Annotated in this window: 37 protein-coding genes; 4 read left to right on the forward strand and 33 right to left on the reverse strand. The window is 48.0% G+C overall.

Annotated elements, in window-relative coordinates:
• On the forward strand, nt 1–206 hold a 206-nt coding region (locus QUA44_RS12910; protein ID WP_333251677.1), incomplete at its 5' end, for a hypothetical protein.
• A gap of 112 nt (nt 207–318) precedes the next feature.
• On the opposite strand, the gene prfA is transcribed toward QUA44_RS12910, so the two are convergent.
• From prfA to rplC, 31 genes are all read right to left on the reverse strand, one after another.
• A complete protein-coding gene (prfA, locus tag QUA44_RS12915; protein ID WP_333251678.1) occupies nt 319–1,413 on the reverse strand; it encodes a peptide chain release factor 1 in 1,095 nt (364 codons plus the stop codon).
• A 202-nt stretch (nt 1,414–1,615) separates the two neighbouring features.
• A complete protein-coding gene (gene rpmE / locus QUA44_RS12920; protein ID WP_333251679.1) occupies nt 1,616–1,924 on the reverse strand; it encodes a 50S ribosomal protein L31 in 309 nt (102 codons plus the stop codon).
• 281 nt (nt 1,925–2,205) lie between these two features.
• Nucleotides 2,206–2,619, reverse strand: coding sequence for a 30S ribosomal protein S9 (gene rpsI, locus QUA44_RS12925; RefSeq protein WP_006634975.1), 414 nt, complete (start codon nt 2,617–2,619; stop codon nt 2,206–2,208).
• Complete coding sequence (gene rplM / locus QUA44_RS12930; RefSeq protein ID WP_015178725.1) at nt 2,619–3,074, reverse strand: 50S ribosomal protein L13; 456 nt, start codon at nt 3,072–3,074, stop codon at nt 2,619–2,621. The genes rpsI and rplM overlap by 1 nt, the downstream gene beginning before the upstream one ends.
• A 125-nt stretch (nt 3,075–3,199) precedes the next feature.
• Nucleotides 3,200–4,042 carry a tRNA pseudouridine(38-40) synthase TruA gene (gene truA / locus QUA44_RS12935; RefSeq protein ID WP_333251680.1) on the reverse strand — a complete coding sequence of 281 codons (843 nt, stop codon included), beginning with the start codon at nt 4,040–4,042 and terminating at the stop codon, nt 3,200–3,202.
• Between the two features lie 29 nt (nt 4,043–4,071).
• The gene (gene rplQ / locus QUA44_RS12940) at nt 4,072–4,422 is read right to left on the reverse strand and encodes a 50S ribosomal protein L17 (protein WP_333251681.1); all 351 of its coding nucleotides are present in this window, start codon (nt 4,420–4,422) and stop codon (nt 4,072–4,074) included.
• A 125-nt stretch (nt 4,423–4,547) separates the two neighbouring features.
• The gene (locus tag QUA44_RS12945) at nt 4,548–5,492 is read right to left on the reverse strand and encodes a DNA-directed RNA polymerase subunit alpha (protein ID WP_332978179.1); all 945 of its coding nucleotides are present in this window, start codon (nt 5,490–5,492) and stop codon (nt 4,548–4,550) included.
• A 174-nt stretch (nt 5,493–5,666) separates the two neighbouring features.
• Nucleotides 5,667–6,065, reverse strand: coding sequence for a 30S ribosomal protein S11 (rpsK, locus tag QUA44_RS12950; RefSeq protein WP_006634980.1), 399 nt, complete (start codon nt 6,063–6,065; stop codon nt 5,667–5,669).
• A gap of 84 nt (nt 6,066–6,149) precedes the next feature.
• Complete coding sequence (rpsM, locus tag QUA44_RS12955) at nt 6,150–6,533, reverse strand: 30S ribosomal protein S13 (RefSeq protein ID WP_333251682.1); 384 nt, start codon at nt 6,531–6,533, stop codon at nt 6,150–6,152.
• Between the two features lie 83 nt (nt 6,534–6,616).
• Nucleotides 6,617–6,730 (reverse strand): 50S ribosomal protein L36, encoded by a 114-nt coding sequence (rpmJ, locus tag QUA44_RS12960; RefSeq protein WP_015178722.1) that lies wholly within the window; start codon nt 6,728–6,730, stop codon nt 6,617–6,619.
• Between the two features lie 367 nt (nt 6,731–7,097).
• Nucleotides 7,098–7,322 (reverse strand): translation initiation factor IF-1, encoded by a 225-nt coding sequence (gene infA / locus QUA44_RS12965; protein ID WP_006276978.1) that lies wholly within the window; start codon nt 7,320–7,322, stop codon nt 7,098–7,100.
• A gap of 292 nt (nt 7,323–7,614) precedes the next feature.
• On the reverse strand, nt 7,615–8,196 hold the full coding sequence (locus QUA44_RS12970; protein WP_333251683.1) for an adenylate kinase: 582 nt from the start codon (nt 8,194–8,196) through the stop codon (nt 7,615–7,617).
• 5 nt (nt 8,197–8,201) lie between these two features.
• Nucleotides 8,202–9,506, reverse strand: a complete 1,305-nt coding sequence (gene secY / locus QUA44_RS12975) for a preprotein translocase subunit SecY (protein ID WP_333251684.1) — start codon at nt 9,504–9,506, stop codon at nt 8,202–8,204.
• A 102-nt stretch (nt 9,507–9,608) separates the two neighbouring features.
• The gene (gene rplO / locus QUA44_RS12980) at nt 9,609–10,055 is read right to left on the reverse strand and encodes a 50S ribosomal protein L15 (RefSeq protein ID WP_333251685.1); all 447 of its coding nucleotides are present in this window, start codon (nt 10,053–10,055) and stop codon (nt 9,609–9,611) included.
• A 146-nt stretch (nt 10,056–10,201) separates the two neighbouring features.
• The gene (rpsE, locus tag QUA44_RS12985) at nt 10,202–10,750 is read right to left on the reverse strand and encodes a 30S ribosomal protein S5 (protein WP_190745441.1); all 549 of its coding nucleotides are present in this window, start codon (nt 10,748–10,750) and stop codon (nt 10,202–10,204) included.
• A 128-nt stretch (nt 10,751–10,878) separates the two neighbouring features.
• Nucleotides 10,879–11,241, reverse strand: a complete 363-nt coding sequence (rplR, locus tag QUA44_RS12990; RefSeq protein WP_333251686.1) for a 50S ribosomal protein L18 — start codon at nt 11,239–11,241, stop codon at nt 10,879–10,881.
• A gap of 315 nt (nt 11,242–11,556) precedes the next feature.
• A complete protein-coding gene (rplF, locus tag QUA44_RS12995) occupies nt 11,557–12,105 on the reverse strand; it encodes a 50S ribosomal protein L6 (protein ID WP_333251687.1) in 549 nt (182 codons plus the stop codon).
• Nucleotides 12,106–12,228: 123 nt separating this feature from the next.
• Nucleotides 12,229–12,633 carry a 30S ribosomal protein S8 gene (gene rpsH / locus QUA44_RS13000; RefSeq protein WP_332978141.1) on the reverse strand — a complete coding sequence of 135 codons (405 nt, stop codon included), beginning with the start codon at nt 12,631–12,633 and terminating at the stop codon, nt 12,229–12,231.
• Between the two features lie 22 nt (nt 12,634–12,655).
• Entirely contained in the window at nt 12,656–13,201 is a 546-nt protein-coding gene (gene rplE / locus QUA44_RS13005; RefSeq protein ID WP_333251688.1) for a 50S ribosomal protein L5, read from the reverse strand.
• Between the two features lie 127 nt (nt 13,202–13,328).
• Nucleotides 13,329–13,691 (reverse strand): 50S ribosomal protein L24, encoded by a 363-nt coding sequence (gene rplX / locus QUA44_RS13010; protein ID WP_333045759.1) that lies wholly within the window; start codon nt 13,689–13,691, stop codon nt 13,329–13,331.
• 1 nt (nt 13,692) lies between these two features.
• Nucleotides 13,693–14,061 carry a 50S ribosomal protein L14 gene (gene rplN / locus QUA44_RS13015; RefSeq protein ID WP_006634991.1) on the reverse strand — a complete coding sequence of 123 codons (369 nt, stop codon included), beginning with the start codon at nt 14,059–14,061 and terminating at the stop codon, nt 13,693–13,695.
• A gap of 108 nt (nt 14,062–14,169) precedes the next feature.
• Nucleotides 14,170–14,418, reverse strand: a complete 249-nt coding sequence (gene rpsQ, locus QUA44_RS13020; protein ID WP_006634992.1) for a 30S ribosomal protein S17 — start codon at nt 14,416–14,418, stop codon at nt 14,170–14,172.
• Between the two features lie 37 nt (nt 14,419–14,455).
• Nucleotides 14,456–14,767, reverse strand: a complete 312-nt coding sequence (gene rpmC, locus QUA44_RS13025) for a 50S ribosomal protein L29 (protein WP_333251689.1) — start codon at nt 14,765–14,767, stop codon at nt 14,456–14,458.
• A 160-nt stretch (nt 14,768–14,927) separates the two neighbouring features.
• Nucleotides 14,928–15,347 carry a 50S ribosomal protein L16 gene (gene rplP / locus QUA44_RS13030; protein WP_333226594.1) on the reverse strand — a complete coding sequence of 140 codons (420 nt, stop codon included), beginning with the start codon at nt 15,345–15,347 and terminating at the stop codon, nt 14,928–14,930.
• 115 nt (nt 15,348–15,462) lie between these two features.
• On the reverse strand, nt 15,463–16,191 hold the full coding sequence (rpsC, locus tag QUA44_RS13035; protein WP_242719701.1) for a 30S ribosomal protein S3: 729 nt from the start codon (nt 16,189–16,191) through the stop codon (nt 15,463–15,465).
• Nucleotides 16,192–16,384: 193 nt separating this feature from the next.
• Nucleotides 16,385–16,744, reverse strand: coding sequence for a 50S ribosomal protein L22 (gene rplV, locus QUA44_RS13040; protein WP_333251690.1), 360 nt, complete (start codon nt 16,742–16,744; stop codon nt 16,385–16,387).
• Nucleotides 16,745–16,841: 97 nt separating this feature from the next.
• Nucleotides 16,842–17,123: a 30S ribosomal protein S19 gene (rpsS, locus tag QUA44_RS13045; protein ID WP_041623488.1), complete on the reverse strand. Its 282-nt coding sequence runs from the start codon at nt 17,121–17,123 to the stop codon at nt 16,842–16,844.
• 132 nt (nt 17,124–17,255) lie between these two features.
• Entirely contained in the window at nt 17,256–18,119 is an 864-nt protein-coding gene (gene rplB / locus QUA44_RS13050) for a 50S ribosomal protein L2 (protein ID WP_333251691.1), read from the reverse strand.
• A gap of 164 nt (nt 18,120–18,283) precedes the next feature.
• Nucleotides 18,284–18,592, reverse strand: coding sequence for a 50S ribosomal protein L23 (locus QUA44_RS13055; protein WP_265233172.1), 309 nt, complete (start codon nt 18,590–18,592; stop codon nt 18,284–18,286).
• Nucleotides 18,585–19,217, reverse strand: coding sequence for a 50S ribosomal protein L4 (gene rplD / locus QUA44_RS13060; protein ID WP_190657994.1), 633 nt, complete (start codon nt 19,215–19,217; stop codon nt 18,585–18,587). The genes QUA44_RS13055 and rplD overlap by 8 nt, the downstream gene beginning before the upstream one ends.
• Nucleotides 19,218–19,407: 190 nt before the next feature.
• Nucleotides 19,408–20,043, reverse strand: a complete 636-nt coding sequence (gene rplC, locus QUA44_RS13065) for a 50S ribosomal protein L3 (RefSeq protein ID WP_333251692.1) — start codon at nt 20,041–20,043, stop codon at nt 19,408–19,410.
• A 431-nt stretch (nt 20,044–20,474) separates the two neighbouring features.
• On the opposite strand from rplC, the gene QUA44_RS13070 reads away from it, so the two are divergent.
• From QUA44_RS13070 to QUA44_RS13080, 3 genes are all read left to right on the forward strand, one after another.
• Entirely contained in the window at nt 20,475–20,951 is a 477-nt protein-coding gene (locus QUA44_RS13070; protein ID WP_333251693.1) for an NAD(P)H-quinone oxidoreductase subunit N, read from the forward strand.
• Between the two features lie 119 nt (nt 20,952–21,070).
• Nucleotides 21,071–21,676 (forward strand): VWA domain-containing protein, encoded by a 606-nt coding sequence (locus QUA44_RS13075; RefSeq protein ID WP_333251694.1) that lies wholly within the window; start codon nt 21,071–21,073, stop codon nt 21,674–21,676.
• A 72-nt stretch (nt 21,677–21,748) separates the two neighbouring features.
• Nucleotides 21,749–22,234 carry a salt stress protein, Slr1339 family gene (locus QUA44_RS13080; RefSeq protein WP_333251695.1) on the forward strand — a complete coding sequence of 162 codons (486 nt, stop codon included), beginning with the start codon at nt 21,749–21,751 and terminating at the stop codon, nt 22,232–22,234.
• 528 nt (nt 22,235–22,762) lie between these two features.
• Here the strand turns inward: QUA44_RS13080 and QUA44_RS13085 are convergent.
• Nucleotides 22,763–23,302, reverse strand: a complete 540-nt coding sequence (locus tag QUA44_RS13085) for a dCMP deaminase family protein (protein ID WP_333251696.1) — start codon at nt 23,300–23,302, stop codon at nt 22,763–22,765.
• Nucleotides 23,299–24,828: a thymidylate synthase gene (locus QUA44_RS13090; RefSeq protein ID WP_333251697.1), complete on the reverse strand. Its 1,530-nt coding sequence runs from the start codon at nt 24,826–24,828 to the stop codon at nt 23,299–23,301. The genes QUA44_RS13085 and QUA44_RS13090 overlap by 4 nt, the downstream gene beginning before the upstream one ends.
• Between the last annotated feature and the right edge of the window lie 90 nt (nt 24,829–24,918).

Raw genomic sequence — 24,918 nt, forward strand, 5'->3', positions numbered from 1 at the left:
TTACAACTTTAGATGCCTACTTTTTTTTGAATACGGTTTTGTTTGATCATCTTGATCCTTTCCTTCAGGGCACTACCAGATTATTTACCCGTTGGCAACAAGAGGCGATCGCAGCCATAAAAACCCGCCGAAACCAGCAAACCTTACAACCACTAGAAGAAGTTGTACAATACGACCTCGAGCATTTCAACTATCCGATCGCGTAGTCATAGCCAGCCGTAGGCATCGCCAACCAAATTTTGGACACCCTACTCCACCACATCCGCCGAGCCATCACAGAACAAAGGCACACCCCAAGATGTGCCTTCCATCGCTCCATCAATTAGTAGAAGCCGCCAACTCAGCCAAACGATCCTGCTGATCCTGAGAAATGCAAGTCTGAATAATCTCCTCAATATCCCCTTCCAAAACACTATTGAGCGAAAAATTCTCCCCCAAACGGTGGTCGGTAGCCCGATTATCCTTATAGTTGTACGTGCGAATTTTTTCCGATCGCGAACCAGTACCAACCTGCCCCAAACGCCGCTCCTTCACCTCATCCTGCTGCTCCCGCAACTTAATGTCATAGAGCTTCGCGCGCAAAATCTGCATCGCCCGCTCCTTATTCTGCAACTGACTGCGCTCCTCAGTACAGAAAATCCGAATTCCCGTCGGCTTGTGAAACAAATCCGCAGCAGTTTCCACCTTGTTCACGTTTTGGCCACCAGCACCGCCCGATCTAGCCGTACTCATCTGAATATCCTTCGGATCGATGTGAATCTCCACATCATCAACTTCCGGCATCACCGCCACCGTCGCCGTCGAAGTATGAATCCGGCCGCTAGCCTCAGTCATCGGCACCCGCTGCACCCGGTGCACCCCAGCCTCAAACTTCAGCTTGCTATAAACGCTATCGCCCGTGATTTCCAGAATCACCTCTTTAAAACCACCCATGTCCGCCAGTGACTCGCTCACCAACTTGACCTGCCAGCCTTCAGTTTGAGCGTAGCGCGAATACAGCCGCAGCAAATCTCCCGCCCAAATACTAGCCTCATCTCCGCCAGTACCCGCGCGAATTTCCAGCATAATATTCTTGTCATCGTTCGGATCGCGGGGAAGCAGCAACACCTTCAAACGACTTTCCAAATTCTCCAGCTTCGACTCAAGTTCCTCAACTTCCAGCCCAGCCATAAGCTGCATTTCGTGATCGCCCGCAGCTTCCTTGAGCACCTGTCGCGCGCCCACCAAATCTTCCTGAGTCGTTTTCCACAGAGCAAAAGTATCGACCACTTCCTCCAAGGACGATCGAGCTTTTGCCACCCGTTGAAACTCTTGATTGTCCCTAGCGACATCCGGGTCAGCCATGCGGCGAGTCAACTCATTAAAAGTTTGCTCTACCGACTTCAATTTATCCAGCAAATAAGATTCAGCCATTGTCAGTTGTCCTTTATCAATCGATTTTAGATTTTAGATTTTAGATTTTAGATTTTAGATTTGAAGAACAGTTGGGATAGAATCTTGATCGAACTAAACTGCCTGCATAGCAAGTCTTCAATCTAAAATCTAAAATCCGAGGGCCGTAAGTTGCCAGTAGAAAGAACTACTTTCAACAAACTGCGGACAAATGACAATCCGGCTACTTCTTCTTTTTGGCTTTAGCAGCAGCCTTAGCAGCATCTGCTTTCGGGTCTTCCATTTTCAGCGGCCCAGACGAAGCATCTGCCTTCGGCATTTCTACCTCCGTCATGCCATATTTCCGCATAAAGCGTTCCACACGACCTTCAGTATCAATAATCTTCTGAGTGCCAGTATAAAAAGGATGATTCCCCGACCAAACATCAACTTGAAGCTTTGGTCTAGTCGAACCAACCGTCATCACGTGTTCCCCGTTGCAAAAAACCTGAGATTCGGGATACCACTCAGGGTGAATGCCATCTTTCGCCATTTTTTTTACTCTCTAATTTTTGACTTTACAACCATTTTAGCTGTCGCAGGACTTGTACACCACCAACAACAGCACCAATTTTGTCTTAGACCTGTTGGAACCGGGAATCAGGAATCGGAAATAAACTTGAAAAAAAGGCAGATAAAATCTGAATGATTCTTGCCTTTTCCTTCTTCCTTCTTCCTTCTTCCTTCTTCCTTCTTCCGACGGACTTACATCCGTTACATCCCGTACATTGCTCGTTGCCGAACTTCCTTCTTCCTTCTTCCTTCTTTGCTCGATTACCGCTTCGAGTATTGAGGAGCCTTCCGAGCTTTCCGCAAACCGTACTTTTTGCGTTCTTTTGCCCGCGGGTCGCGAGTCAAATAGCCCTCAGTCTTCAGAGGCTTGCGGTTATCCGGGTCTAATTGACAAAGTGCTCTAGCGACACCCAAGCGAATCGAGTCAGCCTGACCTGTCAAGCCACCGCCTTCGACTTTTACCAAAATGTCGTACTCATTTTCCAGACCCAAAGTTTCCAGAGGGGCCTTAGCGAGAGCCAAATAAGTAGGGTTGAATTGCAGGTACAAATCCCCCTCTTTACCATTGACAGTCAGTATGCCAGTGCCGGGAACCAAGCGTACCCGCGCTACTGAACGCTTGCGGCGGCCGGTACCCCAGTACACAGCGCGACCCGATGTATCTGTTGCTTGCATTACTCATTTCCTCCCGGAATCGTGTGAACAATTAATTCTTCTGGTTTTTGAGCTTGGTGCGGGTGGTTGGGGCCAGCGTACACCTTCAGTTTAGTAAACAGTTGTCTGCCCAGAGAAGTGTGAGGCAGCATTCCCCGTATAGCTTCTTCGACAATTCTTTCGGGCAAACGTGCTTGCAATTTGGCAAAAGTTTCTGTTTTCATGCCGCCCGGTCTTCCAGAATGGCGGCGGTAGATTTTCTGGGTGCGTTTTTTGCCAGTAACAGCGATTTTGTCAGCATTGATGACTATTACGAAGTCGCCGGTATCCATAGAAGGAGTGTAAGTCGGTTTGTGTTTCCCCCGGAGGTACATGGCAACTTCAGTTGCCAGACGGCCCAGCCGCTGGTCGGCGGCATCGACCACGTACCACTTGTGCTCTAGGGAGTCTTGAGTAGGGACGTAAGTTTTGTTCATTGTTTGTTGTTAGTTGTCTATTAACTGTTAACTGTTGTTAGTTGTCAGTTGTCACTTGTCAGTTTTTAATTGTTAATTGTCCTTAGTTTTTTATTAGTATTTACCTAATGACTAATGACTAATGACTAATGACTAATGACTAATTTTGGCTGAGTGTCGTACCAGACGTCTGGGGGAAAGGGAAATTCTGAATAGCCAACCCGCAGCAGGCACAAACCTTGAGCGGGAGCGGCATATTTTACCATTTCTCGGCGTTCGTTGACCCAGATATCTGTGAAATTGTCGATCGCCCTTTCCCCGCGACCCACCTGCACCAGCAACCCCACCAGCAGCCGCATCATCCCGTACAGAAACCCGCTCGCTTGAACCTCGATATAGATCAGAGGCCCAGAACGATGACACTCTGCTGCTTGTACGTCCACCCAAGAATGGGGGCGGGCAGACCCCGCGCGGTGAAAAGCCGCCAAGTGATGCCGCCCGATTAGCGGTGTCAAAGCTGCCTGAATCAAAGATTCGTCCACAGGCGCGTGGTAGCAGTGCCAAGCATAAGGACGCACAAACAAATTAGGAATCGGGTCTGTATAAAGGGTGTAGCGATAGCGCCGCCAACTGGCTGAGAACCGAGCGTGCCAGGTAGGTTCCACCTTTGCCGAAGCTCGAATTAAAATATCTTTTGCCAGTCGAGAGTTGAGAACGCTTGCCCAGCGGTGAGCCGGAATTGGGCCGCAGGCGTCAAAATGGGCTACTTGAGCAGCGGCGTGAACTCCTGCGTCAGTTCTCCCGGCAGCGTGCAGCGTTACCGGACGTTGCAGGACAGTCGATATTGCTGTTTCAATTTCTTCTTGTACTGTACGCTGGTTCGGCTGTCGCTGCCAGCCGTGAAAGTTAGTGCCGATGTATTGGATCACTAAAGCAACGCGCTGTATCGATCGGGCATCTTCGATTGGGGATTTTGGATTGTCAGTCATAAATCAAAAATCTCCAACCCAAAATTTCATTAAACCAGTTCAACGATCGCCATTTCGGAATTGTCTCCTTGACGGGGGACAGTTCGCACTACACGGGTGTACCCCCCGTTGCGCGAGCCGTAACGTTCTTGTGCCGCCTCAAACAAGGCGTGTACTAACTGCTTGTCGTAGATATAGCCCATAGCTTGTCGGCGAGCGGACAAGGAGCCATCTTTGGCCAGGGTAATCATCCTGTCCGCCTCTGAGCGCAGCGCTTTGGCGCGGGCTAGAGTGGTAGTGATTTTACCGTAGCGGATTAATTCGGTGGTCAGCGAGCGCAGTAGGGCGCGGCGCTGGTCAGCCGGTTTGCTGAGTTGGGGAACGCGACAGCGGTGACGCATAGCAGTTGGTAATTGGTAATTGGTAATTGGGTGCCGGGATAGTCCGCGAGTTTTGAGCGGTGATTTCTTTAACTTAAAAACTCACATACTTAAAATTCAGAACTTTTTTACCCGTTACCCGTTGATTAACTTTTAGCTGATTTTTCCTGTGGCAAGGTAATGCCCAAGCGTTTTTGTAAAGCTTCAATCACTTCTTCGGCAGACTTCTGCCCGAAGTTCTTGATCTCGAGCAAGTCTTCTTGGGTATAATCCAATAAGTCTGCGACTGAGTTGATCTGAGCCCGCTTGAGACAGTTGTAAGCCCGGACGGACAACTGCAACTCTTCGATCGGAATTTGGCTAGTAGGATCTGCCTCACCGGGATACTCTGGTTTGAGAGAATCTTGGGTGATGTCTTTGAGAGGTGCAAATAAATCTACCAGGATGTGGGCAGATTGACTCAAAGCTTCTTGAGGAGTCACGCTGCCATCAGTCCAGATTTCCATAATCAGCCGGTCTTTTTCGACCGTACCGCCTACCCGAGCATCTTCAACGCTGTAGTTGACTCTGCGAATCGGCATAAAGATGGCGTCAATTTGGAGAAAATCCAAAGCCGATCCATCATCCCGACTGCGGTCTACTGCTCGGTATCCGATGCCTTTTTCAATTCTGAATTCCATTTCCAGAACTGAACCCGGAGAGAGAGTCGCAATATACTGCGATTTATCGATCAATTCCACCTCAGAGGGCAAATCGAATCGATCGGCTGTAACCGTCACAGGCCCCTCAATCCGCAACCTACCGATTTGCGGCTGCTGAGAATGAGTTTTGAGGACGACCTCTTTCATGTTCAGGAGAATTTCTAGAACATCCTCACGTACCCCTTCGATCGTGGCAAACTCGTGATTGACGCCCGCGATTCGGACTGAAGTTACTGCAGTTCCTTCCAAGTTTGACAGCAGAACTCGCCTCAGCGCATTCCCAACAGTTGTTCCCTGACCGCGATCGAGCGGTTCCAGGACAAACTTTCCGTACTGACTGCGGTCTTTGTCAGTGTTAGACTCTATACATTCAATTTGAAACTGCGCCACAGAGTGACCTCCCTTTTCCACTTTGGATTTTTGATTTTGGATTTTAGATTGCAGAGCATACCCCTGAACGGATTTCGGATTTTGGATGGACGGGGCAACAGTTAGAAGCATTATTTTTTCACTTTAAGCAGTTAGCCATTATCCAAAATCTAAAATCTAAAATCTCAAATCGTTTTAGACTCTACGCCGCTTGGGAGGGCGACAGCCGTTGTGAGGAATTGGGGTAACATCTCTAATCAGGGTGATTTCCAGTCCCGCCCCTTGCAGCGCCCGGATTGCAGTTTCTCTACCTGCTCCAGGCCCGCTCACCATTACTTCTATTTGGCGCATTCCTTGGTCGTTGGCTCTGCGGGCAGCACTTTCTGCTGCTGTTTGAGCTGCAAAGGGAGTTCCCTTCTTAGCTCCTTTAAAACCGCTGGAACCTGCCGATGCCCAGGATATTACTTCGCCGTTGAGGTCGGTAATAGTTACAATCGTGTTGTTAAAGGTAGACTGGATGTAGCCTACCCCATTGGGTACATTCCGTTTCTGCTTTTTTGCACCAGATTTCTTGCCTGTTTGTTGTCGCGCCATATTAGTCTCTTTAACGTTTCTCTCAACTAATGTCCCGAAGCGCTAGGAGCCAGCAGCCCCCAGCGTATTTTTCCCAAAAAGATGTTACTTCTTGGAAGGTGCCTTTTTCTTGCCCGCAACTGTTCGGCGGACGCCACGACGGGTTCTGGCGTTGGTACGGGTTCGCTGCCCCCGCACCGGCAGACCCAAACGGTGACGCCGACCGCGATAAGTTCCGATGTCCATCAGGCGCTTGATGTTCATTGACTCCCAGCGCCGGAGGTCTCCTTCGATTTGGTATGTGGTTTCTACATGAGCCCGCAGAGTTGTCACGTCGGCCTCTGTTAAATCCTTGACGCGAGTGTCAGGATTGACGCCTGTTGCAGCGATAATTTTTTGGGCCCGCGACAAGCCTATTCCGTAAATGTATGTCAGACCTATTTCGACGCGCTTATCGCGTGGAAGGTCTACCCCGGCAATCCGTGCCACACTTTTTGTCTCCCTAGTTTTCCTGTTTGGCTACAATGTTCAATTAGGATGCACCTGCGTGCAGTGCCCAATCTTCTTTTTTTCTAACCTTGGCGCTGTTTGTGTTTCGGGTTAGTGCATATCACCATCACTCGACCGCGACGGCGGATGACGCGACATTTCTCACAAATTTTTTTGACAGATGCTCGAACTTTCATCTTTCTTCCTGCCTGGAGAACCCCGCTCTACCGGAGAGCAGGCACGCTGGGACTGCCCGTAGAGCGGTGGGAGGAGAGGCTGGGCAAGGTGTAGGCCTCTCCTCGATTAAATTGTATAAAGTGCGGGTTGTTTCATGAAGGAGCCCGCTTGCACCCACTCCCATTGCTGGGTAAAGTTCGCCTGCGCCAGAGTGTTGGCGAGCGATACTTTTACGGTGTAACAATGACTTAACCCGGTACACCGGTGGGTTGTTGACGCCCTTCTCGGCAACACTACAAACGTAGCATTATAGCATAAATTTGACGCTTTTTACCAAATTCTCTCTAATTAAACTTAGAATTAGTTTTTAGAAAGTTTTATCTAAGCCTATTTTTTCCGAAGGCGATAAGTAATCCTGCCTTTGGTCAAGTCGTAGGGAGTCAATTCAACTTTGACGCGATCGCCAGGCAGAATTTTGATGTAGTTGCGGCGGATCTTGCCGGAAATGTGAGCCAGAACGTTAAACCCATTATCTAGGTCAACGCGAAACATCGCATTGGGCAGGGATTCCGTCACTGTCCCTTCCATTTCAATTAAATCTTGCTTAGACAATTTGGTATTTACCTCAACTCTACATTTGATTAACTAGGAGTGTCCCGGCGTTGGCATCAAAACCTATTTACTGGTAGGAGTCAAACGGGAACGGGGGCAAGAATTCGGGCGACTCGATCGACTTTAATACTCAACCAACCGCTTGTTTTAGCTTTACTTGAGTAAAGTTGTGACAATTAGTATCGAGTTCAATCCTGTCTCTAGCAACCCTCACAAAACCTGATAGCACAAAAAGCTCCTAGTTAACATATCTTAGCAAAAGCTTGTGAGTAACAAGCTGTATTGAGAGGGTTCAAGAGTCGTTCGAGAGAGATTGTTGCAGTTCTGCGGTGACTAATGCCATGTCGCGATCGCCATCAACCGCAACTAACTGTTCGCGGTTTCTGTAAAACTCTATCAAAGGTTCAGTTTGCTCGCGATAAACTTGCAATCGGCGGCGGATAGTTTCCTCATTGTCATCCTGGCGGCCCCGCGACAGCAGGCGAGCCACCAAAACATTGTCAGGTACGTCCAAATTGACAGCTCTCAGAGCGCAATCCTTACCAGACGTACTTCCCCCAGTACCAACATCACAGATTAGTCTGTCAAAAAACATTGCCTGTGTCACAGTGCGGGGAAAGCCGTCGAGAATCCAGCCTGCATTAGCATCTGGTTCATTCATGCGTTCTTGTACGATATCCATCAATAACTGGTCGGGAACCAACTCACCAGCATCCATGTAGGCTTTCGCCTGTAGGCCCAAGGCTGTTTTCGCCACCACGCAGGCGCGCAGGATGTCACCCGTAGAAATGTGCGGTATTTTCCAGAGAGCGGCTAATATCTGAGCCTGAGTTCCCTTACCAGCCCCTGGAGGCCCCATAAAAATCAGTTGCATTGCGATTACTTCACCATTCCTTCATATCGTTGGGAGATGACGTAAGTTTGAACTTGCTTAGCAGTTTCGATCGCGACGCCCACTAGAATTAGCAGGGAAGTTGCACCAAAACCTCTAAAAGTTTGCACGCCGATCGCACTTTCTACAGCCGTTGGTACAATAGCCACCAGACCGAGAAATATCGCGCCCAAGAAAGTCAAACGGTTCAAAACCTTCTCCACATAATCGCTGGTTTTCTGACCCGGACGAATGCCAGGAATACTAGCGCCCATCTTCTTCAAGTTCTGAGACATATCTACAGGGTTGACAATCAACGAAGCGTAGAAATAGCTGAAGAACAGAATCAAAGTCAGATAAAACAGCGCGTAAGCCCAAGGCGCAGGCCCGTCCGGCCTCAAAACATTAGCAACTTGAACCAAAAATGGGTTATTCAGAGACTGAGCGAGGAAAGAAGGCACAATCAACACCGAAGATGCAAAAATAATCGGCATCACTCCGCCTTGATTCAAGCGCAGGGGCAGATAGCTGCGACTCTCCCGATAAACCTTTTTTCCGACTTGGCGGCGGGCCGAAATAATCGGAATGCGACGAGTACCTTCCTGAACAAAAACAATCCCGACAATCGTCACCAAAAAGACCAGCAGCAGAACGATTACGCGGCCGACAACTTGCGTATCGCCACTTTGAGCCAATTCAAAAGTTTGTCCCAAAGAGCGCGGCAAAACCGACACAATGTTGATAAAGATCAGCAGCGACGCTCCGTTGCCGATACCTCGCTCCGTCACCACTTCCGATATCCACATCACAAACATCGACCCGGCCGTCAGGGCCAAAGCAGTTTGTGCTATGAATAAAGGCGAGGGAGCTTGAGCAAAAGGGCTGACCCAAATCGCAATGCCAACGCTTTGCAGAATTGCCCAGCCCAAAGAAACGTAGCGAGTAATTTGAGAAATCTTGCGCCGTCCTGCTTCCCCTTCATTTTTCTGCAAGTCTTCTAAACTTGGCAGAGCCGCAGTTAGAAGTTGCACAATAATTGAAGCATTAATGTAGGGCAAAATCCCCAGCGCGAAAATCCCCAAAGCTGACAGGCCGCCTCCTGAGAACAAATCCAGAAAGCCAATTAAAGGGCTATTTTGGACGTTTTGGGCAAAGGCGACTCGATCGATGCCGGGGACTGGTAAGTGGACACCCAGGCGTACTAAAATCAGTAAGCCAATGGTTACGAGGATGCGGCCTCGCAAACCAGCAGCTTGAGCCATCTGCATGAACGTCTCTTGTGCAGTTGGCGCTTTCTCTCTACTAACGTCCATAGTTACGATTTTGGATTTTAGATTTGGGATTTTCGACTAAATCATTTTCTGATAGCAAGCTTGAGGATTTGAGATTTGGACAAACTCTCAAACCTCAAATCTTCACGCAATTAATTCGCAACTTCCGCCTGCAGCTTCAATTTTGGCGCGAGCACCTGCTGTAAAAGCCGAGGCGCGCACTTGCAAAGGTACATTCAGTTCACCATCTCCTAAGATTTTCAGCGGCCCGTCGTCTGTGGTGACAATTTTTGCTTGGATCAAAGAGGTGAGAGTAACTTCGGTGTTTGCTGGCAGCGATGCTAATTTACTTACATTAATGGTAGTGTACTCTTTCCGGTTCACTAGAGGGAAGCTTTTCAACTTGGGGAGACGGCGGTAGAGAGGATTTTGACCACCTTCAAAACCGGGTCTAGTGCCGCTACCGGCTCTAGCTTTTTGACCGCGCATCCCTTTGCCGGAGCTCGCGCCTTGACCGGCAGAAATACCTCTGCCCAAGCGTCGGGGGCGCTTTTGGGAGCCTGCTTTGGGTCGGGCGTCTTGCAATCTCATAGTTTTAGTAATTGGTAATTGGTAATTGGTATTTAGAGAGCGGGTACGCAGTAGTTTTGAGTGCGTGAGTTTTAAGTTGCGGATTTTTTTATTTTCACCGCAAGCACTTAACACTCAAAACTTACAGTTTCCCATTCTCGCGTGCCCTAACCGTAGAGATTTTCTACTGGAATTCCGCGCTCTTGAGCAACTTCGGACAAGGTGCGGAGGGTGGAGAGGGCATTGACTGCGGCTCGGGCGTTGTTTAAGGGATTTCCAGAACCTAGCTGTTTGGCTAAGATGTTGCGGACTCCTGCTAGTTCGAGAACAGTTCGCACTGCTCCCCCTGCAATTACCCCGGTTCCCGGAGCGGCCGGCCGCATCATGACTTTAGCTCCGCCACCGTCACCGTTGATGGGGTGAGGGATGGAGTTAGATTTGGTGAGGGGGACTTCAATTAGGTGCTTTTTGCCGTCAGCGACGCCTTTTTTAACGGCACCGATTACGTCGCTAGCTTTGCCGACTCCCACTCCAACTTGACCGCGTTCGTTGCCGATAATGACTATGGCGCGGAAGCTGAGTTTTTTACCGCCTTTAACTACTTTGGTAACGCGACGAATCTGAACAACCCGTTCTTGCCATTCGGATTCTTTTTCGCGCCCTTTGTTGTTGCTGCTGCTTTTTTTCTTGTTGCGCTGTTCTTTTTGTTCTGCCATAGTTTTGTCTTGTGGGAATTGAGGATTAGTAACTGGTAGTCGGAAATGAGGAATTAATGATTAGGAATTAAGATTTTTATTGCTTCTTTCTTCCTTCTTCCTTCTTCCTTCTTCCTTCTTCCTTCTTCCTAAAAGTCTAACCCGGCTTCGCGAGCTGCATCTGCGAGGGCTTTGACGCGACCGTGATAGAGGTTGCCTCCGCGATCGAATACGACTTTAGCTATGCCAGCGCTGGAGCAGCGTTTGGCAATCAACTGACCGACTTGCACGCTGGCGGAGCAGTTGCTTCCAGAAGTGAGAACGGATTTCAAATCCGGGTCGAGGGTTGACGCGGCAGCCAAAGTGTGCTGTGTCGTGTCGTCGATTACTTGGGCGTAGATGTGCTGGTCTGATCGAAATACCGCTAGTCTGGGACGTTCGGCGGTGCCGAACACCTTGCGCCGCACGCGGCGGTGTCTGCGGTGAACTGATTCTTTGCGAGTAAGCTTCATATAAATACTCGGTAAATGGGAAACTCAGAGTCTTTAGACCTGAGAGAGAAATGACACTTCGGATTTGCTCCTCGGAGCCTCCCTTGCGGGGTGATGTTAGCTTCGCCAATGTTTTAAGAGCTTTTTAGACTTGCAACACTATCTCAGTGACCTTAAGACTGTTTAGTTGCAAATGACAGAGCAGGGAACTAGCTACGTATTCTCCCGGTGTCGTGACTCCAAAAACGTAGACCAAGGGAAGTCTTAGGCTGGTCAGTATGGCTTGCAGGAATTGCCCCTACAAGCCCAGTGTCTTTAGACCTGGGTTACTGACTGTTACTTCTTACCTGTTTTGCCTGTTTTACCAGCTTTGCGACGGACAACTTCGCCACTGTAGCGAATGCCTTTTCCCTTGTAGACTTCGGGCGGACGCACCGCACGGATGCGAGCTGCTGTGTTGCCTACGAGTTCTTTGTCAATGCCAGAGACGATGACGTTGGTGTTGCCTTCCACTGCCATTGTGATGCCTTCTGGAGGGGGCATTTCAACGGGCTTGCTGTAACCGACGTTTAAAATCAGGTTCCGTCCTTGAACCTGTGCCCGATAACCTGTGCCGATAATTTCCAGGCGTCGCTGAAAACCTTGAGATACACCTTCGACCATGTTGGCGACTAGGGTGCGGCACAAGCCGTGGAGTTGTCTGGCGACGCGAGATTCGTCTCGGCGGGTGACGAGTAAAGTCTCGCCTTCGAGTCCCATGAGGATTTCGGCTGGAATCACTCGGGAAAGTTCACCTTTGGGCCCTTTGACGGCTACTTTTTGGCCGTCTAGGGTGACGGTGACTTTCGTGGGGATGCTAATCGGACGCTTGCCAATTCGCGACATAGTTTTTTGGTCCTTTGTTTTTAGTTATTAGTCCTTGATTATTAGTGCTTAGTTATTAGTCCTTAGTTATTGATTTTTGAGTCTCTTGCCAACGACCAGTGACTAATGACTAATGACTAATGACTACCAAACATAACAAAGCACTTCACCACCCAAACCTTGGCGTCGAGCTTCTCTATCCGTCATAATGCCACTGGAGGTGGAAATAATGGCAATGCCAATTCCGCCTAATACTCTGGGCAATTCTTTACGGTTCGAGTAAACGCGCAGTCCTGGTTTGCTGACTCGCTTAAGTGCCGTGATGATGGGCTTGCGAGTTTTACCTTTGTACTTTAGAGAAAGCACTAAATGTCGCTTAATCCCTTCTGGTTCTGCTTCTTCAAATTCGCTGATAAAGCCTTCACTTTTGAGGACTTGGGCGATGCTACGGGTCATTTTTGTAGCTGGAATTTGTGTTGTTTGGTGGCGCGCCATGCAAGAATTGCGAATGCGCGTCAACATATCTGCTATGGTATCGTTAGCTGCCATCTTTTGCTTCTTACTCTAGTGCTTAGTTGTCCCGGAACGGCATTCCCATTTCTTTAAGCAAGGCGCGTCCTTCTTCGTCGGTGTTTGCTGTGGTGATAATTGAAATGTCCATGCCTCGAATTTGATCGATGCGGTCATATTCTATTTCTGGAAAAATTAGCTGTTCTCTCAGACCCAAGCTGTAGTTGCCGCGCCCGTCGAAGCTTTTGGGGCTGATGCCGCGGAAGTCGCGGATTCGGGGGAGTGCGAGGTTGATCAGCCGATCGAGAAAATCGTACATCCGATCGCCGCGCAGCGTCACCATAACGCCGACGGGTACTCCTTTGCGGATTTTGAAGCCTGCGATCGCTTTTTTCGCCCGCGTCACCACTGGTTTTTGCCCGGTGATGAGGCCAATTTCGTTGATCGACGAATCCAGTGCCTTAGCGTTTTGAGATGCTTCTCCCAAACCGCGGTTCACTGTGACTTTGACGAGTTTGGGAACCTGATGGATATTAGTATATTTAAACTGATCCATCAGTGTGGGAACGATTTTTCCTTGATAAAGAACCTTGAGTTTGTCCGGCATAGTTTTTGTGTTTCGTTAACTGTCCCTGGGCTTGGTCAGGGAATTGTTCTTTGTCAGTTGTCAGTTGACAGTTGATAGTTGTCAGTGGTCAGTTGTCAGTTAATGACTAATGAGTGATGACCAATGACTAATTATCGAGGATTTCTCCGGTTTTTTTGAGCTGTCGGAGTTTGCGGCCGTCTTCGCTAAATGTATAGCAAACGCGGCTAGCTATTTTTTCTTTTTCGGAATAGTGCATGACATTTGAGCTGTGAATTGGAGCCTCAAACGTGAGTATTTTCCCGGACTCTCCCTCTTGCTGGGGCTTGACGTGCTTGGTTCTGATGTTTACACCTTTAACAACTACTTTGCTGACTTTAGGATATGTCTTTAAGATTTCTCCGACTTTTCCTTTCTCTTTGCCAGTAATTATTTGCACGGTGTCGCCTGCTTTGACGTGCATTCTGTAGCGCTGCGGTTCGCTAGTTGGTTTACCCTTTTTTCCGTACATTTTAAAGTACCTCCGGGGCTAAGGAAACGATTTTAGTAAAGTTTTTGTCGCGCAATTCGCGGGCGACGGGACCGAAGACGCGAGTGCCTTTGGGGTTGCCGTCTACGTTGATAATAACGGCGGCGTTATCGTCAAAACGAATGCTCATGCCGCTGTCGCGGCGCAGGCCTTTGCGGGTTCTGACAATGACGGCCCGGACGACATCTGATTTTTTGACGGCCATATTGGGGATGGCGTCTTTGACGACGGCAATGATGACATCGCCGACTCCGCCGTAGCGACGGTTGCCGCCTCCCAATACGCGGATGCACATCAGTTTGCGGGCTCCGCTATTGTCGGCGACATTGAGGTATGTCTGGGGTTGAATCATGGTGGTTGTTGAGTGTTAACTGTTGAGTGTTAACTGTTGACTGTTGACTGTTGACTGCTAGTTGATGGTTAATTGTCGATGGGGCGATCGCGATATCGCAATTAACTGTTAGCCGTTTTTTGTCCCGAAAATCTCAGCAACCGTCCAGCGTTTGGTTTTGCTCAAGGGGCGAGTTTCAGTGATGCGGACACGATCGCCCGATTTGCACTGATTTTCTTCGTCGTGAGCTTTGTACCGCTTGGTGCGGACTACGATTTTGCCGTATTTGGTGTGGGAGGAGCGGTTTTCGATTGCTACCACGACGGTTTTATCCATCTTGTCGCTGACTACTACGCCAACTCGTTCTTTAATTGCCATAGCTACCTATTTTTGTTGTGCAATTGACTTTTTTTAGCTACTGTGCGATCGTCGGCTCTGCGGCTTCTGACTCTTGGCTGACTGCTGCGGTTGCAGCAGGCTGTGCTACCTGTTTAGATGCGGCTAATTTTTCTGCAGCTTCTTTCTCAGCAACGATTTGGCGCTCGCGTTCAACTGTCATCAATTGAGCTAGCCGGTGTTTGGCGTGCTTGAACAGGTGAGGCTTTTCCATGCGGCCGGTAGCTTGCTGGAGCCGCAATTCCATTAGTTGGCGCTTGACGGCTAAAATTTGCTCTGCTACAGCAGCATCGCTTAATTCTCTAGCTTCTTTAATCTTGGTCAAAGACATAATTGTGTGCTTTCTCGTTAGCGAGCGGTATGACAGAAGACAGAATTGTCTCGCTTGGCTGAAGGTCGAAGGAAAGAAAAGTTATGAAAGCCAGATTTTAAATTGCTGTAGCCGTTTAAAATGCTGATTAATACAGACCTAATTCTACCTTCGCTCTTCGCTATGACTGGCCTTCTTCGCGAGTGATGAACTTGGTTTTAATTGGTAATTTGAAAGATGCCAAACGCATGGCTTCGCGGGCAGTTTCTTCACTTACGCCGCCAATTTCAAACATTACCCGGCCCGGTTTGACCACGGCAACCCAAAACTCTGGTGAGCCTTTACCAGAACCCATCCGGGTTTCTGCTGCGCGCTCGGTGACTGGTTTGTCGGGAAAAATGCGAATCCAGATTTTGCCGCCCCGGCGGATATAGCGGGTCATGGCGCGCCGTCCGGCTTCTATTTGGCGGGAGGTGATCCAGGCTGGTTCGATGGCTTGGAGCGCGAAGTCGCCAAAGCTAACTGTATTGCCGCGGGTGGCAATACCGCTCATTCGCCCGCGTTGTTGTTTGCGGAATTTCGTTCTTTTAGGGCTTAACATGGCGAAAGGGAGTTGGGTAATTAGTAATTGGTAATTGGTAATTGGTGATTGCTAATTGCTAATTGGTTTGGAACAACTCACACTTAACAAGTGACAACTAACAGTTAACAATTAGCTAGCCTTCGTTCGATCGATCTTCAAAGTTCTGGCGGCGGCGCTTTTGTTTGGTGCGGGGCACTGCTGCATTTGGTGCAGCCTCTTGTTCCTGTCCGGGAATGATTTCGCCTTTGAAAACCCAAACTTTAATGCCCAGAATACCGTAGATGGTTTGAGCAGTGCAGTAGGAGTAGTCGATGTCTGCCCGCAGCGTGTGCAAGGGGACTCTTCCTTCCCGTGTCCATTCGGTACGGGCAATTTCTGCACCGTTGAGGCGTCCGCTGACTTGAATTTTGATGCCTTGGATGCCGACTTTTTGGGCGCGGGTGATTGCTTGGCGGACTACTCGGCGGAAGGATACGCGCCGTTCTAGTTGCTGAGCGATGTATTCCGCGATCAGTGTGGCATCGGCATCTACTCGCTGGACTTCGACTACGTTGATGCGGATTTGGCGGTTGCTACCGAGTTGCTGCTGCAAACCGACGCGCAAGGTTTCGATGCCTGCTCCGCCGCGGCCTACGACAACGCCTGGTCTGGCTGTGAACACTTCTAGGTCGATTTGATCGGCTTTCCGTTCAATTCTGACCGAGGAAATGCCTGCATTGCTGAGGGTTTTACGAACGTATTTGCGAATTTTATAGTCTTCTTGCAAGAGTTCTGGATAGTTTTTGGGATCAGCAAACCAGCGAGAGCGGTGCTCTTGGGTAATGCCGAGGCGAAAACCAATTGGATGTATTTTTTGGCCCATAATAGTTGATGAGTTAATTGGTAATTGGTAATTGGTAACAGGGAAGGAAGAAGGAAGAAGGAAGAAGGAAGAAGGAAGAAGTAAAAAACAACTGTCTGCCACTCCGTGATTTCCGCGCCTTGAAGAAAAGTAATTGGTGATTACCTATTTTTTCTACTTTAAGCTGTTTATTACCTATTACGTTTTCCCTGGTTTAGTCTTCTGCGATCGGAGCAACTATTACCGTAATGTGGCAAGTTGGCTTGCGGATTTGGTAGGCGCGACCTTGAGCGCGGGGTCTAAAGCGTTTGAGGACTGGGCCTTGGTCTGCGTAAGCTTGAGACACTACTAGCTTGGATTTATCCAATCCTGCGTTGTGTTCGGCGTTGGCTACTGCCGATCGCAAAACTTTGACAATTGGTTCGCAGGCGCGGTAGGGCATGAATTCGAGTAAAATCAGCGCTTCTTGGTAGCTTTTGCCGCGAATTTGGTCGAGGACTCGGCGCACTTTGAAGGGGGATGTCCGGATGTAACGGGCGATCGCCTTAATTTCGGATGTGGTATCTATAACCATTTCGATTTGGGTAATTGGTAATTGGTAATTGGGAAAAAGGTAATTGGTAATTGGGAAAAAGTTTGTCCGATTACCTATTACCCGTCACCTAATTCGGCTATCTTTTTGCCTTTTTATCACCACTTTTCGCGTGACCTCTAAAGGTGCGAGTGGGGGAAAATTCTCCGAGTTTGTGACCTACCATTTGGTCGGTGAGGTAGACTGGTACGTGCTGTCTGCCGTTGTGAACGGCGATCGTGTGACCTACCATTTGGGGCAGGATTGTGGAAGATCGCGACCAAGTTTTAATTACTTGTTTTTGGCCGGCGGCGTTGAGTTTTTCGATTTTTGTCATCAGATGATCTGCGACAAAGGGGCCTTTTTTAAGCGATCGAGACATGGTTTTGGTAATTAGTAATTAGTAGTTGGAATTGAATTGGGAAGAAAATCGAAGGAATACAAGAGTGCGGAAAACTTTTTTGGTTCTTCTTTCTTCCTTCTTCCTTCTTCCTTCTTCCTTCTTCCTTCTTCCTTAACTTTGTCTACCGCCCTTGCCACGTTTGGAAGATTTGCGGCGGCGCCGGACGATTAAAGAGTCGCTGCGCTTGTTTTTGCGTCGAGTTTTTGCACCCAATGCTGGTTTGCCCCAAGGAGTCATAGGCCCCGGACGCCCGATGGGCGCTCTGCCTTCGCCACCGCCGTGCGGGTGGTCTACCGGGTTCATGACACTACCGCGAACGGTGGGTCTGCGACCTTTCCAGCGGGTGCGACCTGCTTTGCCGAGGCTGATGTTTCTGGCGTCTGTGTTGCCGACTTGACCGATAGTGGCATAGCAGTCGGCGCGGACTTTGCGCTGTTCGCCGGATGGCAGTTTGAGGGTAACGTAGCTACCTTCTTTTGCCATTAGCTGAGCGCTGGAGCCTGCGGAGCGAACGATTTGTCCGCCTTTTCCGGGTACTAGCTCGACGTTGTGGATGCTGGTACCGAGGGGAATGTTCTTCAGGGGCAGGGCGTTGCCGATTTCGATCGGCGCGTCGGGGCCTGAGACAATTACTGTACCGACGTTTAAGTTTAGCGGGTGCAGGATGTACCGTTTTTCGCCGTCTTTGTAGAACAGGAGGGCGATGCGGGCGTTGCGATTGGGGTCATATTCGATCGCCTTGACGGTAGCGGGAATGCTATGTTTGTCGCGGCGGAAGTCGATGTCTCTATAAAGCCGTTTGTGACCGCCTCCCCGGTGGCGACAGGTAATGACGCCTCGGTTGTTACGGCCTTGTTTGGTGTGCTTGTTGCTGGTTAGAGACTTTTCTGGTTCTGATCTGGTAATTTCAGCAAAGTCCGAGACGGTCTGTTCCCGGGTGCTGGAGGTATAAGGTCGGTAAGAACGGATGCCCATAATCGCTTTTAGATTTTAGATTTTAGACTGGGGATTTTGGACTTTGCAGTTTTGGATTTTAGATTTGGGATTATCAGTTAAGTTGGCAGTTTCCTGGATTGGGAATTTACACCAGCTAACCGGAATCTAAAATCTAAAATCTAAAATCTAAAATCCAAGATTGGCTAAACTTCTGGGAATAGGAGTTTGCGGATGGAGTCTCCGTCTAGGAGAGTAACGGTTGCTCGCTTGTAACAAGGTTTAAAACCGACGAATTTACCAACTCGACGCTTTTTGCGCGGCGGGTTTTGGGTGTTAACTGCGGTGACTTTAACCTTAAAGAGTTCTTCGATTGCAGCTTTGATTTGAGGCTTGGTCGCTTTGGGGGCTACGTCGAATGTGAATTGATTTAATTCCATCATTCGGGTAGCTTTCTCGGTGAGAATCGGACGCTGGATCAAATCTGCGTAGTCGCGGGGGTCGATTTTACTCACCGTAAATCTCCTGAATTTTAGCTATGGCTGTAGATGTGACGATAATTTTGTCAGCCGCCAGAACGTCGTAAACATTCAGGGAAGTTGCCAAGATGACGTTTACTAATTCGATGTTGCGTCCTGATAAGTAGACGTTTGGTTGCGGTTCTGGCAAGATTAACAGAACTTTTGTATCGGGTTCGATGCCCCAGCGGGCGATCGCACTCAGCAATTCTTTGCTTTTCGGTCTCGGAAATTGCTCTGCAAATTCTTCAACCACAATGATGTCTTCGGTGCGACTTTGGAATGCTGTCCGCAAAGCGAGACGGCGTTCCTTTTTGTTCATTTTGACTTCAAAGTCTCTCGGTTTTGGCCCGAAGATGACACCGCCGCCCCGCCACAGCGGAGAACGAATCGAACCTGCTCTGGCTCGGCCAGTGCCTTTTTGACGCCAGGGTTTGCGGCCACCGCCTCTGACTTCCGATCGAGTTTTGGTGCAAGCATTTCCTTGACGGGCGTTATTCAGTTGTCGCGTCAATGCTCTGTGAACGATGTGAGACGCATTTTCTTCTTTGGCTACGCGCAGTTCTAAAGTTGTTTCCCCAACTTCTTCGCCTTGCCAATTTCGCACTACACAGTTAACCATATCTTTTGTCCTTTGTCTGTTGTTAGTTGTCTGTTGTTAGTTGTCTGTTGTCTGTTGTCTGTCGTCTGTTGTCTGTTCTCAGGTCTTAGTTTTCAGCTCTTAGTTTTCAGCTTTTAGTTCTTAGTTATTGCTTGCTACTAACGGCCAACCACTATCTACTGACTGCTGACTACTGACTACTGACTACTGACTAACGTCCTACTTTTTTCTCAGGCACAACATTGACTAAGGCGCCAGCTTTGCCGGGAACTGCTCCCTTAATTAGCAGCAAATTTTGCTCTGTATCCACCCGGACAATTGTTAGTTTGCGGACGGTGACTTGAACGTTGCCCATACGTCCCGCCATTTTTTTACCGGGATAAACGCGACCGGGAGTAGTTCCAGGCCCGATCGATCCAGGCTCGCGGTGGTTCTTGGAACCGTGAGACATCGGGCCTCGTTTAAAGTTGTGGCGCTTTTGAAAACCTGCAAAACCTTTACCGATGCTTGTACCGATGACATCTACTATTTGTCCCGGTGTAAAAGTATCTGCTTTTAGTTGTTGACCTAATTCAAATGAACTGGTGTCTTCCAAGCGGTATTCCTGCAAGTGGCGCAGTGGATTCGCCCCCGACTTGGCAAGGTGTCCTAGTTCTGGCTTGTTGAGAGCCTTTGGTTTTACTTCGTTGTATCCAAGTTGAACGGCGCCGTAGCCGTCAGTTTGTTTTGTTTTGATTTGAGTTACTGTACAAGGCCCTGCTTGTATGACGGTGACGGGGATTGCTCTCCCTTCGGCGTCAAACACTTGAGTCATGCCTAGTTTAGTGCCAAGAATGCCTACAGACACGGATTTTTTTCCTTTTATTTACGCAAGAGGTTTCGGATTGCGAAGTTTACGTCAATCCGCTTGCTCTTGTGCAGAAACATTTATTTCAGTGTTCCTGCAATTAACTGTTATCAACCAACAGCTTTCCTCGGTGTTTAAAATTTGAGTTTTAAATTTGGGAGCGAGCTTGTGGAAGTCTTGCAAGGGTTGAGATTCGCGGATTTTTACCCGATCGATCTCCGAGTCTTGTCTCGGTCTTGCTTTTTTGCGCCAGGACTTGAGCGGCAAGCTACTCAGTATCCTTGTACGGCGACAATTCAAAATAGTACATGAAGTGTTTGTCGTTTGTCAAGGCCGCGATGAGAATTTTTCGCCTCAACTTTAGGATTTATAATATTTCCAGCTCGCAAGCAGCGATCGACCAAACTTAACGCAGCACGCAACACAAATTTATGGGACTAATTACGACGGGTTCGGATATGATTCGGGATTTGGAAAAGTCGGGGTCGCTTGCCCTGTATGTTCCTTTAGAGGGAGGATTTGAGGGGCGCTACCTGCGGCGGCTGAGGGCTGCAGGCTACGGTGCATATACAATTACGGCACGGGGTTTGGGCGATTTGGCGATGTATTTAACGGGGGTTCACGGGGTACGACCGCCGCATTTGGGCAAGAAAACTACTGGTAACGAAGGGGCTGTGGGTTATACGTACTACGTGCCGCCGATGTTGAAAACTCAATTAGACAATTTGCCACCCGCATCAAAAGGACTGGTGCTGTGGATTATTGAAGGGCAGATTTTGTCGAGTCAGGAGATTGAGTATTTGACTGTTTTGCCGACGTTAGAACCGCGAGTTAAAATAGCAGTGGAGATGGGGGGCGATCGAGCTTTTAGCTGGAAGCCACTTAAAGATGCTTTAGTTGCAGCTTAAATTCCGGTATTTGCGATCGCAAATTAACTAAAAAAACGCAGCGAGCAACTAAAGCTCAACAGCTTCTGCTCGCTGGTTTTGATCTTTTTGGGAAAAACTTAATTAACAGGAAAAATCTTATGCTTCAGAATCGCGATTATACCATCATAATTGACAAAAGCGGCAGTATGTACACAAAAGACCAGATGGGCGGTAAAAGTCGGTGGGCGCTCATGCAAGAATCGACGATCGCGCTGGCGAATAAATGCGAAGAACTTGATCCTGATGGCATAACAGCTTATGTGTTTTCCGGTCGCTTCAAGCGCTATGACAACGTAACAGCCGCTAAAGTCGTGCAAATATTCCAAGAAAACGAACCTTCCGGGACTACGAATTTAGCGGCTGTTCTAGAAGACGCTCTGAACAGTTATTTTCAGCGCAAAGCATCCGGTAAGACCAAGCAAAATGGGGAAACAATATTAGTGGTGACGGATGGGGAACCGGACGATCGCAAAGAAGTGATGAAAACGATTATAGAGGCTTCTCGGAAGCTCGATCGAGATGAAGAGTTGGCGATTTCTTTCATTCAAGTAGGGAATGCGCCGGAAGCTACTAAGTTTCTCAAAATATTGGATGACGAACTGCAAAGCGCCGGGGCTAAATTCGATATCGTTGATACTGTCACGATGGATGATATTGAAGGAATGACTCTGACAGAGGTATTGCTGAATGCAATAACTGATTGAGGAGGCGGGCGAAGTTTCCGTGATTATATGGGGGCCTGTTAGCCCAGCAGGATTTTTTAGGGGGTTTAAGTTATGGAATCGATCGATCGCCTGTTAGGTGAACTTAAGGCAGAGTATCAAGCATCTCAAAAAAATGCTGAGTTGAAAAGTCAGGCGTCGGTGCAAGCACAAACGCCGTCAAATCCAACATTTAAAACATCAGATATAAATTTGTCTGCCAGTCCTTTGGACAAGGATTTAGCTCAAATTAAGGCTGAGTACGAAGCACAAAATAAAGCTCAGGAAGTGGCTTTACAGGAACCGCTTAAGGCTGAGTACGAAGCACAAAATAAAGCTCAGGAAGTGGCTTTACAGGAACCGCAGCCAGCCGAAAAAGTCGCGGGGCCGCAGTTGGAGGTACAAACGCACAGACAGAAAGTTAGGCAAGCTCAGGTTTGGCTGAAAAAGTTGGATAAGAATTCCGATGAGGGATATTGGTTTGATCAGTTTGCTTTTAGGTATTCTTCGAGGATAGATGCCGCGATCGACTATTTGCAAGCGGTGAATGAGTTTGATTGATTGATTGAACTACAGGGCATTCACAATTCTTACCAAAAAAATTGGTTTAAAGCCTCTCCCATAAGCGGGAGAAATTAAAAGAAGACTATTCATTACCAGAAAGAATTGGTTTAAAGCCTCTCCCTTAAAGGCGAGAAATTAAAAGAAAACTATTCATTACTCCAATCCTCTTCCTTCTAGGTAGAGGTCGCACTCATCTGTCAACTGTCAACTGTCAACTGAATGAATCCAATCCTCTTCCTTCCAGGTAGAGGTCGCTATCTTGCGGTCAACTGTCAACTGTCAACTGTCAACTGTCAACTGTCAACTGAAGACCGTTTTTTGGTTAGTTAATTGCCATCTCTATTTTTTGTAAGGACACGCCAGTGCTGTGTCTTTACAAAGCGTAAAATAAATATCATTTGTATCACGCGTGATTGATGATACGGCAGTGCCGTATCCCTACAAATTGCCAGCCAATAAATATCATTTATAGGAACACAGCACAGTTATTTCCTGTGGCTGCCACAACCACGGGGAGGATTGCTCCTATACTAATTTTTTGGACAGAGATGTAGGATGCAATAAAAACAAAGCAGCCTTTTTTGCTGTATCTTCAGATAGCTGAATTTGTTTTAACTCAACAATACCTTCACTGATAAAAGTATCTCTCAAAGCAGCTTTTTCTCCACTGTTAAAAGTCGTTTCGTAAAACACCTCTCTAATTCCAGCGGCAATGACTAATTTCAAACAATAGATGCAGGGTTCTAAAGTGACGTAAATACTAGCCCCAGCAGTAGATATACCGTGTTTAGCAGCTTTGGCGATCGCATTTGCTTCCGCGTGAACCGCCCTTGATGGCAAAGTTTTGCTGGCGTCGCAACTACTCAAACCAGGATAGCAGAAGCCTTGAGTAGTACAGTGTGCCGAACCTGACGGCGAACCGTTGTAACCCGTTGCTAAAACTTGCCTGTTTTTAGTTATCACCGCGCCTACAGGAAAAGCCAGACAAGTCGATCGAGTAGCGGCCAATTTTGCTAACATTAAGAAGTATTCGTCCCAAGTCGGTCTTTCTTCTTCTAAATTCATCTTCTATCCTGAATGTATTGGTTGCTGGTTTTCAGACACTCGGCCGCCTTTTGTAATTCTATTCCCAAATAACCAATATGCTCGGCTTGGATGGCCGGGGAAGCCGCACAAATTTCTCGCACTAACTTGAGAGGGTTTTTTCCAGAATAACAGGTGACAACTTCGCCGCTGCCCGGAGTGGTTTGCGTGACAACGATTTGATTGTCGGCTACTTCAACTAAAAAATTGCCCGCTGCATCGAAAAAGTCTCGATCTTGGCAGATTTTAGCATATTGGGTTTGAATTAGTCGATCGGCATTTTCAAAGGTATCGTCATACAAGTGAGCCGATTGACTCAGCGTTACCAACGGGCCCATCGTCAGATTATAATCGGAACTCCTCGCAATTTCATCGCGAATATGCTGCTGCAAAGCCCGCAAACCCATTGCATTTGCCGGCCAAGCTGCAAACATATCGTTACTGCGGAGAGTTGCAGTTAGCGATATTTCACCGTCTACAACTCGCACCCAAATGTGATTTAAACAAGGACTGCCGCTGTGTTGGTGGTCGGAGGAACCGTCAGGTCTTCTGTTGATATTTCCCCCAGCATCCCACAAACTAATTACAGCACTTGCCGCGTCAATTTCCTTAATTAGTTTGGCAATCACTTCTTCAATTTGATCTCGTCCAAACCACGACCTCATCCGCTGTGCGTAGGTATATTTAATGCCTTCGTTATAGGGGGCATCTTCCAGCATTTGCGGTTTGTACTGTTCGAGGAAATCACGGTCTATTGGTAAGTAATTCGGTTCGGGAAAATAGAACTCCGCAGGTTCATCTGTAATCACTGCCATTAAGTCGATTAATTCTTGCCACTGTCCGTCGTAACCAGTCGGCCGTAAGGTGCCGGTGGTCTTAATTCGGTGGATGATTTTTACCCAAGTTTCGGCAATAGTTTTGCCTTCAATTCTGTGTCCGTATTTCTGGCCGGGGAGTACAGTCGGGACGATTTCGACTAACGGAAAAGTTACGGTTTCTCCCCAAGGTTCAACAGATTCTTTTTGGGCAAAAGACTTGACAATAGTCACTGTTTCTGCTATGTTTGTAGCTTCTTTCCATTCGATGGAATGACGCAATAGTTCTAAGGCTTCTGCTGCTATTTCAATATCAATGTAGCCAAATATTGAAGATTTAATTAGCCAGCAATCTCTACCAGTATCGCTTTTGCCTGCTTCAAAGCCGTTGCGAAAAAAGTCGAGCAAGCACGCTGCTGCACCGGAATTCCGGTCTTCTTTGGTAGCGTTGAGAATTACTAAAAAGCGGACGTGGGGATTGCACAGCAAGTTTCTAATTAAGAAATTTATACCGCGAGTAGGAGAGTACAGTTGTCCGATGACAGCAAATTCGTTGGGTTGTAATTTTTTGCCTATCGCACTTTTTACTGTCCAGCCGCTGACAATGGCTGTTTGCCCCGTGCCGCAAATTAACTGATTGGGTTTGTATAGGGGTTTGTACTCAAATTTATTGACGAGATTTGTGGCTGTCATGGTTGATCGTTTTTTAAACAGCTTACTACTATATCAATAGTTTGGAGGGTTTGAAGAGGCGATTAATCATGTTTCTGCTGCGGCTGCAAC

Origin of the sequence: Microcoleus sp. N9_A2 (assembly GCF_036701775.1) — a bacterium.
In the GTDB taxonomy this organism is placed as follows: Bacteria; Cyanobacteriota; Cyanobacteriia; order Cyanobacteriales; family Microcoleaceae; genus Microcoleus.